Annotated in this window: 9 protein-coding genes; 6 read left to right on the top strand and 3 right to left on the bottom strand. The window is 68.2% G+C overall.

From position 1 onward, the window contains the following. The coding region (locus BLU79_RS23155) for a transposase family protein (RefSeq protein ID WP_093907794.1) at window positions 1-292 on the top strand (292 nt) is incomplete at its 5' end. A 180-nt stretch (window positions 293-472) separates the two neighbouring features. After that, a complete protein-coding gene (locus BLU79_RS23150) occupies window positions 473-3,412 on the top strand; it encodes a SpoIIE family protein phosphatase (protein WP_093907752.1) in 2,940 nt (979 codons plus the stop codon). A 69-nt stretch (window positions 3,413-3,481) separates the two neighbouring features. On the opposite strand, the gene BLU79_RS23145 is transcribed toward BLU79_RS23150, so the two are convergent. The 3 genes from BLU79_RS23145 to BLU79_RS23130 all read right to left on the bottom strand — a co-directional run bounded on the left by BLU79_RS23145 (window position 3,482) and on the right by BLU79_RS23130 (window position 7,592). Continuing rightward, window positions 3,482-4,132: an MOSC domain-containing protein gene (locus BLU79_RS23145; protein ID WP_093907751.1), complete on the bottom strand. Its 651-nt coding sequence runs from the start codon at window positions 4,130-4,132 to the stop codon at window positions 3,482-3,484. 1,964 nt (window positions 4,133-6,096) lie between these two features. Then, window positions 6,097-6,801 (bottom strand): YdcF family protein, encoded by a 705-nt coding sequence (locus tag BLU79_RS23135; protein WP_093907750.1) that lies wholly within the window; start codon window positions 6,799-6,801, stop codon window positions 6,097-6,099. Beyond that, on the bottom strand, window positions 6,798-7,592 hold the full coding sequence (locus BLU79_RS23130; protein ID WP_093907749.1) for a GntR family transcriptional regulator: 795 nt from the start codon (window positions 7,590-7,592) through the stop codon (window positions 6,798-6,800). The genes BLU79_RS23135 and BLU79_RS23130 overlap by 4 nt, the downstream gene beginning before the upstream one ends. Window positions 7,593-8,053: 461 nt before the next feature. Between BLU79_RS23130 and BLU79_RS23125 the strand changes: the two genes are divergently transcribed. From BLU79_RS23125 to BLU79_RS23110, 4 genes are read left to right on the top strand one after another with little or no spacing between them, the layout of a single operon-like run. Then, window positions 8,054-8,323: a DUF6284 family protein gene (locus BLU79_RS23125; RefSeq protein WP_093907748.1), complete on the top strand. Its 270-nt coding sequence runs from the start codon at window positions 8,054-8,056 to the stop codon at window positions 8,321-8,323. After that, a complete protein-coding gene (locus BLU79_RS23120; protein ID WP_093907747.1) occupies window positions 8,320-8,766 on the top strand; it encodes a Pycsar system effector family protein in 447 nt (148 codons plus the stop codon). The genes BLU79_RS23125 and BLU79_RS23120 overlap by 4 nt, the downstream gene beginning before the upstream one ends. Then, a complete protein-coding gene (locus BLU79_RS23115) occupies window positions 8,763-9,863 on the top strand; it encodes a conjugal transfer protein (protein ID WP_093907746.1) in 1,101 nt (366 codons plus the stop codon). The genes BLU79_RS23120 and BLU79_RS23115 overlap by 4 nt, the downstream gene beginning before the upstream one ends. Further along, complete coding sequence (locus tag BLU79_RS23110; RefSeq protein WP_093907745.1) at window positions 9,863-10,198, top strand: RRQRL motif-containing zinc-binding protein; 336 nt, start codon at window positions 9,863-9,865, stop codon at window positions 10,196-10,198. The genes BLU79_RS23115 and BLU79_RS23110 overlap by 1 nt, the downstream gene beginning before the upstream one ends. Window positions 10,199-10,217 lie beyond the last annotated feature (19 nt).

The following is a 10,217-nucleotide window of genomic DNA, read 5'->3' as shown; positions in this document are numbered from 1 at the left end:
TGCCGGCTATCAGGGCATGGGAGCACAGACCGGCGGACGGGTGGTGACTGCGCCACACCGCAAGTTCAAGAAGAACGCTCCCGCCTGGTACGAGGAGAGGCACGAGCAGCAACGCAAGGCGCACTCATCACGGCGCATCCGCGTCGAGCACGGCATCGCGCATCTGAAGAACTGGCGGGCTCTCGCCCGTCACCTTGGCCGCCGCGAGCACATGAGTGACATCGTCCAAGCCGTCGCCGGACTGCTCTCACACCAACAATCCGCCAGCCTCTCCCGCAGCTTTCGAGGGTGAACACCGTCAGTGCCGTAGACCTCGACGTGCCACGGCCAACCATGCACGAGGTCGTAAGTCGTGGACGTCAACTCCACGTCAACCATTGGCTGTTGACGGCCTGTCGGGCGGCGGGGTGGGCGGCGTAAGGATCTTGCGAAGCACCGAATTGGTTGAGTCCGGAACGGTAAAGTCCGCAGCATGAACGCTCGGCTGGCACTGCTCGGCACGGTGGCCCCCGGTGTCGCGGAAAGCGAGGTCTTCCGGCTGGCCCTGCAGCACGCGGTGGGCGAGCTGGGCGCGCTCGGCGGCATGATCCATCTGCGTGGCCCGATGTCCGCGCTGCGCCTGGTGTCGACGACCGGACTTCCGCCCGCCCTCACCCGCCGCTGGGAGATCATCGACCAGGAGGGCCCGCTGGCCCCGGCCCGCGCGCTGCACGAGGACAGCGGCGTCTGGGTCCCGCTGAGCCCGCCCGGGACCGTCGGGACCGTCGACACCCCGGACGCCACCTGGCCCGGCACCGGCCTGGCCGCGCTGCCGATGCGCAGCGGCCACCGCAGCACCGGCGCCCTCAGCGTCCTGATGGGCGACGGGGGCGAACCGACCCCCGAGCACTGGGAGTTCCTGCGCGCTCTCATCGCCTGGGCCGAGGACCGGATGGTCCAGGCACCGCCGCCCATCGGGCCCGTACTGCCGGAGCAGAACAGCGGGCGGCGCCTGCGCCAGGCCCTGAAGGAGGTCAGCGTCGGCTCCTGGGACTGGAACATCCGCACCGGCGACCTGATCTGGGACGAGGCCGCCCTGGAGCTCTACGGCACCCGGCCGCAGGACTTCACCGGCAAGGTGGAGTGCTGGATGCGCTGCGTCCACCCCGACGACCTGGCACCGACCCTGGCCGCGGCGGACCGGGCGATCGTCGACGGCGGCGTCTTCGAGGCCGAGTACCGGGTGCGCAAACTCGACGGCACCTGGGGCTGGACCCAGGCCCGCGGCAGGGCGACGTACGACGAGAGCGGCGAGCCGCACCGGATGATCGGCGTGGGCTGGGACAGCGACGAGCCACGCTCCGCCCGGGACGCGCTCGGCCGGGCCCTGCGCCACATGAGCGACGGCTTCCTCGCGATGGACGACGACTGGCGGATCACCTTCGCCAACGTGGAGGCCGAACGCACCCTCGGCTACTCCGAGGAGGAGCTGTTCGGCCGCCTGCTGTGGGACCTGCCCGCCGCCGAGCAGGTGCCCGGCCTGGAGATCCGCTGCCGGCAGGCCGCCACCGCGGAGAAGTCGGTCAGCTTCGACGTACGACTGCCCAACGGCCGGCTGTGCCACCTGCGGCTGGTCCCCGGCCCCGACGGCCGCACGATCTACTTCACCGACGTCACCGAGAAGCGCCGCCTCGAGGAGGAGCGCCGGTCCGCCGAGCGGGCCGCGTCCGAACGGGCCGCGCGGATAGCGGAGTTGACGGCCGCGCTCGCCAAGGCGACGACCTCGAAGGACGTGGTGGACGCGGTCGCCCGCAGGGTGCTGCCGCCGTTCGAGGCGACCGGCCTGGTGGTGCAGGCCGTGGAGGGCGACCGGCTACACACCGTCGGATCCGTCGGCTACCCGACCGACGTCATCGCCGCCCTCGACGGCCGCGAGCGTACGGAACCCAGCCCTCTGTGGGACGCGATACTGGCCGGCGCGCCGCTGTTCATGTCCTCCCGGCAGGAGTTCATCGCGCGCTACCCCGGCGACGCCGACCTGCCCGCCCGCGCCGGCAAGCAGGCCTGGGCGCTGCTCCCCCTCACGGCCTCGGGCCACACCTTCGGCATCTGCGCGGTCACCTTCGACCACCCGCGCCGCCTCACCGACGAGGAGCGCACCCTCCTGACCGCGACCAGCGCCCTGGTCGCCCAGGCCCTGGAACGCGCCCGCCTCTTCGACGCCGAACACACCCGGTCCCGCGAACTCCAGCGCAGCCTGCTCCCCCGCGACCTGCCCGCCCTCCCCGCCTGCACGGCCGCGGCCCGCTACCTCCCGGCCGGCCAGGGCATGGACGTCGGCGGCGACTGGTACGACATCATCCCGCTCTCCGGCGGCCAGGTGGCGCTGGTCGTGGGCGACGTCATGGGCCACGGCCTCCCCGAGGCGGCGACGATGGGCCGGCTGCGCACGGCGGTCCACACCCTGGCCGACCTCGAACTGCCGCCCGACGAGATCATGAGCCACCTCAACGACATCGTCGGAGCCATGGGCGAGGAGTCGTACGTGACGTGTCTGTACGCGTTGTACGACTCCACGACACGGAGCTGCTCCATAGCGAGGGCGGGCCACCCACCCCCCGCCCTGCTCCACCCCGACGGCACGGTGGTGTTCCCGCCCCTGTCGGCCGATCCCCCTCTCGGCGCGGCGGAACCCCCCTTCGAGACAACCGAGATACAGGTCCCCGAGGGCAGCGTGCTCGTCCTCTACACGGACGGACTGGTGGAGTCGTCGAAGCGTGAGATGGACGAGGGCATGGCGGCGCTCGCCGACGTCCTCGCCACCTCCCACAAGGACGGCACGGCCAAGGACCTGGAACACCTCTGCGAACGGATCACGGCCGCCCTCCTCCCCGCCGACCACCAAGCGGCCGACGACGCGGCCTTCCTCCTCGCCCGCCTGCACGCACTGCCCACCTCCCGCATGGCCTCCTGGCCCCTCCCCGACGACCCCAGAGCGGCGGGCCAGGCCCGCGCCCTGATCCGCGACCAGCTGTCGGCCTGGGGCCTCGACGCCCTCACCCCCACGACCGAACTGCTGGCGAGCGAACTGGTCGGCAACGTCATCCGCCACGCCAGAGGCCCCCTACGCCTGCGCCTCCTGCACGGCGCCGACCTGATCTGCGAGGTCTTCGACGGCAGCCTGACGATGCCGCGCATCCGCCGGGCCACGGAGACGGACGAGGGAGGCCGGGGGCTGCAGCTGGTCACGGCGCTGTCGCAGCGGTGGGGGACGCGGTACACGCCGACCGGGAAGTGCATCTGGACGGAACAGGCGGTGCGGGGGGAGTCGGGGGACGGGCCGCTGGAGGGGATGTTCCTCGGGATGGCGGGATTGGGGGAGCACTTCGACGGGGACTTGGACGGGCTGGGGTTCGGGGACGGGGAGTTGTAGAGGAGTCGTTGGGGGAGTGGCAGGCAAGGCCGGACCGACCCGGGCCGGGCCGGTCCGGGCTGCCGTTGCCTATCCGGCTGTACGCCGCTCAGCGATCTCCCTGATCTCCTCCGGCAGTGCCTCGACGGCCGTCAGCCGCGGGAGCAGGTCCGCTTCGCGGGTCAGCGCGCGGAACGCGACGGCGACCGTCACGTCGTGATCAGGCCGATGGACGATCTCCACCGGATCGCCGGCCCTGATGTCGCCGGGCTCGATCACCCGCAGATACGTCCCCGGCAGGGCGGCCACCGTGAACCGCTTGATCCAGCCGTCCTGCTCCAGCCACCCCTGGAACGTCCCGCACGGGATCCGCGGGCACGACACCTCCAGCACCACGCCGGCCCCGATACGCCAGCGCTCCCCGATCAGCGCGCCGTTGACATCCACCCCGAGGGTCGTGAGGTTCTCACCGAAGACACCGTTGGCCAGGGGCCGCCCCAACTCGGCCTGCCACCCGTCGAGGTCCTCACGGGCATAGGCGTACACGGCCTGGTCGTCACCACCATGGTTCCGTACGTCGTAGACCCGGTCCCCCGCGAGCCCCACCGCACCGGTGCCCTTGGGCCCGGGAGCACCGACGGCGACCGCCCCGTCCACGGGCCGCTTGTCGATGCCAGTCGACCCGAGCCCCTTCCAGGGGTTGGGCCGGGGCTTGCCCACATTGACAGAGAGCAGCTTCATTCGGACGACGGTACGGGCTTGCCGCAGCCGACGGCGACACGTTTTCCCACCACGATCCGAAACGCAAGAGGCCCCGGATCTCTCCGGGGCCTCTCACCTGTGTGCACTCGGCAGGATTCGAACCTGCAACCTTCTGATCCGTAGGCGCGTGCACCATCCTCAATGACCGCTCGTCTACTGGTCCCTGTTGACTTCCCCGCCCCTCGCAGGTGTTCCAGCGTGCGCAGTTGTACGCCTCTGTTGATGTCAGACACTGATGTCAGACATCAGCTCCCGAACTGCGGCTTTACCCAGCGAGTCTAGGTGGGACAGTCAGACCGCTGAGCTACTGCACCGCAGGCATGTGGCCGCGATACGCCCACCAGCTCAGGGCAGCAACAGCACCGACTACAGCTTCAAGCGCCTTTGCGGCGTCCTGCCAGGAGGCCGCAATGATCACGATGATGACGAGGACGCCCCAGTGAACTGTGGGGTGGCTTGACGATGACGGTGAGCAGTGCGCGACACTCATAAAGGCTCCCTCTGGAGTCATGGTGTACGCCCCCGCTCACTTCCTACGGCGACGGGGGCGTACACCGCTATCTGGAGGCAACAGGGTGACGCATAACAAGGGGGGCGCGCATCAGTATCCCTCGCGAGCAAGAACCCCTAATTTGCAAATAGAAGTTTGCAGAACTTCAGCTGCAACAGCATTGCTATGCCATGCCCGTCAGGCGCGGAACAGTACACCCATGCAACCAGATTGCGCACCGCGAACGGGTTAATGCAGGTGGGTATGCCTACGTGTACCTACACCGTGCAACCCCGTTGCCATCGGCTTACTATTCGGCTGTAGTGCCTTAAGAGACGAACTCGGCCGTCCTTCGCACGCCACGATTGTGGGAGCGATGATCAATCCGTCGTAGGGTTGTGGCGCAACTCACAGACCGACTCTCTGAGTCTCCCTCGCGAGGGAATATCCTGCTGCCACTACCGGGAGAGCCGGATCAGCTCACAGGTGCTCATGCCTCCTGCTGCCGCGTCGTGACCTTGCGGACAGCAGAGGATAGGAGGCGGAGCAGGCGTTGGTCGATAGGCCCTTCGTGCGCTGATGCACGAACATGTTGATTTCACCTACTGATGTCACGCGTGCAGCGTGGGCTCGCCTCGACCTGGCTTACCCACGCTGCTGTCCGGCCGGCTAGTAAGGCTGGCGAACCATGAGGCCTGAGCGAATAGGCCTCGGTATCGGCGCCTCGGTGACGTACAGCCACGAAGAACGCCATACGTCAGGGAGTAGACCCCTTCGCCGACCATCCCAGATCTGAATGACGATCAGAACGATCAGGGCTACCACCAGCCACGTCGCCTGTCGCAATATCGCGGACACGGTGTCGCCGTTGATCACGCAGCTCAGAATAACTCCGAGCAAGATCAAATCACGGTTGCGGCTGCCACTGCCGTGTGCGACAGTACGAGGCAGCATGCCTCCGCTTAGGTGGAGCGCATTCCGAGCCTCGGCTTCGTTCATCGATCTCCTTGGTTCATCGGTGAGGTGCCCCAACTTCTTGGCGGGAGGACGGGCACCTCAGTCGTTTTCTGATGGCTGCAACCCTAACGCCCCGCACTGACTCGCCAGCGCTGAGCGGGAGTTGCCTCAGCAGCATGACAGACCGTCACCGTCACCGCCCCACCCCAATGCCAATCTTCCAAGCAATCTGCCGGGGTAAATGAACGCCTCAGCGCCCAAACTGACCATTCAGTAATGCACTGACCTGCGCTTTTATCTTTTCGATCTGGTGACTCAACTCACACCCGCGCACCGGTTTCACCTAGGGTTTGATGAACACCTGGCATTGTCAGTGCCGCCCCTTATACTGAAGGTTTTTCGCGCGATCTGAAGAATCGAAATTCTCGATCACCTGGCGTTGTCAGTGCCACCCCTTATACTGAGGGGTTTTCCTCAAGGCGGGTGGGGACGATCGTCAGACTTCTGGCTTCGGGCTCCTGGTAGCCGCCCCTGTCGGGCGCGGGGCAACATCCGCCGGCATGAGTCGGCTAGTGAAGCCTTCGAGGCACAGCCGCTCCCAGGCGGCTACGACGGTGTCCGGGACATCCTGCTCGATGGCCAGACCCAACCTCGGGAAAACGAGCACTCGTTGCAGGGCGCCCGCGATCATGTCGATCACCATGCGAGCGTCCCCGATGGAGTCGGCGTACTCCTCCAGGCCCATCGATGTGGACGCGCACACCACTTCGACCTCGGGCCACTTCTTCCGCATCATGGCGTACGAGCGCCGCTCTTCGTACGGCTTGCTCACGAGCAGGACGGACGAGACCTTGACGTCGGCCTCCGCCAACACCGCTTTCGTGAACTCGATGTTCTCGCCCGTGTTCGTGGCACGCGGTTCCAGGAGTACTGCGGAATCGGGCACTCCTAGCTGCAACGCCCGATCTCGGTAGTGGACAGCCTCACCACGCGGCATGCGCGCCCGGGTCGTAGGGCTGGTGGCCCCCGTGAAGACGATGACCGGCGCCATGCCCTGGTGGTACAGCTCGGCTGTCACGTCAGCCACGCCAAGGTCGTGACTGCCCAGCCCTACGGCCACCGAACACGGCCGTGGCTCGTGGTGCATGAAGTGGTAGTCCCACAGGAGTCGAGCATCCGCCCATGCCTGTGCCGAGATCATTCCTGCTCCTTCCTGTCCTGTGCCGAGTCGGGAACCTTGAAGTCGTACTCCCACGCGAAGCGGGAAGCTGCATGGAGGCCAACCGCGAACTCAACCACCGTGCCATCTGCCGTGTACGTGGTCCGGTGCAGCTCGACTACGGGCTCACCGGCGGGGAGCTGTAGGAGCTGCACTTCGTCCGTTGTCGGGACGCGGGCGAACAGGGCCTCTCGCATGTGGTCGATCTCGTATCCGGCGTCGTAGAGGACTCGGAATCCGCCGCCACGGCCGGCAGGGCCCGGGGTGGGGTCGACGATGCGTGTCCCCTCGACGTGCTCCGGCCTGTAGTAGCTGGTCAGAGTGTGAGTCGGCTGCGTCCCCTCCTTCACGAGGCGGGCTCGTGCGTACACCTCCGAGCCGACTGGGACACCAAGCCCCTCCGCTACGAGGCTGTCCGCCTGGACGCGACTCACGGTCTGCGTCTGCTCGTTCCGCTTGTACGCGCGACCGGATGCGACACGGTCGGCGATGAACGCGACTTCGTCGCCGTCGCGCCACTTCGCCTTGTCGTACCGAGCGATGCCCAGCCGCTTGAGCGGAGCGCGCGGACGCACCACGGTGCCGTGTCCGCGCGTCGACGTCACGAGCCCTTCGGCCTCCAGTGCCTTGTAAGCCTGATGGACGGTGGCCTTCGAGCCTTCCCCGGCCTCAACTAGCTCTCTGATCTGGGGCAACTGGGCGCCAGGCGGGTACTCACCGCTCTTGATCTGCTCCGCGAGCCTGTCCGCCAGCTCGCGCCACTTCGGTGCCACGCAGAACTCCTCTCGACGCGAACCAGTGAACCACAGTCCTAGGACTGTTGACAGTCCTAGGACTGCATGCCATCGTCTTCTCAGGCCGCTCGCAGTCCTAGGACAGCGAGCCGGAAGGGGCTTCTTTGGGCTGCCTTCGGGCCGTACCGGTTCGGGATAGCTCGCCTCCAGGGGTGGGCCCCTTGCTGGCAGTTCCTTGACAACTCAACAGCGTGCTGAGGGAACCGCCCCACCTCTGCAAGCAAGAGGGCGGCGCGCGTGGGTTCTGCCCCCACGTGCGAGTACAGCGCAACCCGACCTTTCCGCCGCTCAAGAGCTGCGGGCCGGTTGCCTCCCTTGCTCGTCTCGTACGAGCAAGGCCGAGGGGAGCCGGAGAACCCGACTTCAACGGCGTGAGCCCCCGGTGCGGGAACACCGGGGGCTCTGTTCGGGCCGTTCACCTGTGAGAGGACCACGACCCAATGGAACACATCGTCACTGTTCAGGGCGCTGTTACCGCGTTCGCCGACTTCGTCGAGCCGACGGATGCGGAGTTGGACGCGATCGAGCAGGAGTTGCCCGTCATCCTGGCGGAGGTCGACCTGCTGGACGCGCAGATCACCACCCTTGACCGCACGCCGACCGAGCTGGACGCCCGCCGCATCCGCCGCGCACACCGCCGGGTGCTGGCCGAGCGCCGCGACCTGGCCAACCGCACTTCCGGCGTGACGCTGGCGGGGGGTGCCGCATGAGCACCAGCACTCGGAGCCTGACGGCCGCGCACGCTGAGGTGAAGGCGGAGATCGCGCGCACCGACACCAAGACGGGCCTGTTGCTGGCGTTCGTCGGCGCGGTGCTCGCCGGCACCTGGACCATCGCCCGCGACTTGCCCCTGAACCTTCCCGCCTACCTGGTGGGCGGGGCCGGTGTGGCGCTGCTGGTCGGAGCGGCCGGCCTGCTGCTGCGCTCGACGCGGCCGAACCTGCGCGGCCGGCACGGCTTCCCGCTGTGGGCCACCCTCACGGCCGAGGAGATCACCGCCGCCGTCTCCACCGACCTGGCCGCCGACATCGCCGGGCTGTCCCGGCTCGCGGTCGCCAAGTTCACCTCTCTGCGCCGCGCGGTCGACCTCACCCTGACCGGCGGCGCCCTGCTCATCCTCGCCGCCCTGCTCACGCTCGGAGGCACCCGATGACCACCACCAAGCTGACACGCGTTCAGATCTGGGTACTGGCGGCCGCGTTCGTGCCGATGCTCGCCACGGGCGTGTTCGGCGGTATCGGCACCTACAGCAACATCGGCCATGCTTACGGCAAGGGCACGGCGCTGGGTGCGCTCGCGGCCGGTGAGGGCGCTACGGCGGTGCTCGCTCTGGTCCTGCTCGGTTTGACCATGCTGGGCCAGTCCTCCCCGCGCATCGTGCGCGCTGGGTTGTGGGCACTACCTGCTGCTGCCGCTGTCATGGGCGCCATGGCCGCGCCTGATGCGGGTCGCACCGTCATCTACGCCCTGACACCGATGGGCATGTCCGTCTCCGCGGAGGGCATGGCGTTCCTCGCCCGGCGAATCGTCGTCCATACCGACGGCCGCGATGCGGAGCACGAGCGCCGTACAGCCGATCTGGTGCAGGCGCTCGCCTACCACCGCGCCCGCGCCACCCAGCATCCGAGCGGCTGGATCAAGAAGTGGTCAGAGCGCAAGTCCTGGCGTCTGGCCCGCAAGGTCGGTGTCGGCGATGTGGCGCTGGGATCGAGGCTGTTGGAGGTGCAGCGTGATCGGGTCACGGCCGGTGCGGATGCCGCGCTCGCGTCGATGTTCGTCACCCCAGCCGCCCTCGATCCCGCCCCGGTCGCGAATGCGGAGGAATCCACCGAGACCGCAATGAAACGGTCTATGGCTGAGCTGCGGGAATCGACGCCTGCCCCGGTCGTGACGCTGACTCGACTTTCTGTGCCGGATCCGGTCGCGGTCGACCTGGGCAAGTCGATTCCTCCGCTCAAGCCCCTGCCCGCGATCTCCGCCCCGATCGATGCTGCGCTGCGGCGGACGGTTCCGGCGGAGTCGACGCCGCCGCGACGGGCGACCGGTCGACTTCCCGAGGCGGCTCGATCTCCCCGACCGAAGCGCACCCCGGATCAGTTGCTCGATGAAGCACGCAAGACGACGGCCGATTGGCCGGATGCGAAGGTGACCGCGGAGGGCATCCGCCGCGCGATCCGCACCTCGCCCGCCAACGCGCGCAATCTCCGCGATGCCCTGCTCGCTGAGCGGGCTACTGCCCCGACCGGCTGATGGGCGCGCTGCCGGTGTTCCGGTGGCACCTCGCCCCGGACGGTTACGCCACCCGCCGCCAACTGCGCGCACGGGGCCTGCGCCCCGGTGGTCAGGGCGTGGCGGCCCAGCTCGAACGGCCGCGCCGACGGCGGGGCCCGCTGATCGCCTATCTCTACCGGATCGACCTGGCCAAGCCCGTGCGGCCGATGACCCCGGCGCGGTGGGCGGCCCTGGCCAAGGCCAACGCCGCGCGCCGCCGCTGCCCGGCCTGCCGGCGCGATGCCGGATACGTCATCCCCGCATCGCTCGGCATGTGCGTGCCCTGCGCCTACCCCCATGACTGCGCCGCGTGACCTGCGGCTTTGTGAGACG

This window comes from Streptomyces sp. cf386 (assembly GCF_900103585.1).
In the GTDB taxonomy this organism is placed as follows: Bacteria; Actinomycetota; Actinomycetes; order Streptomycetales; family Streptomycetaceae; genus Streptomyces.
This window is presented reverse-complemented; position numbering and strand designations above follow the sequence as displayed.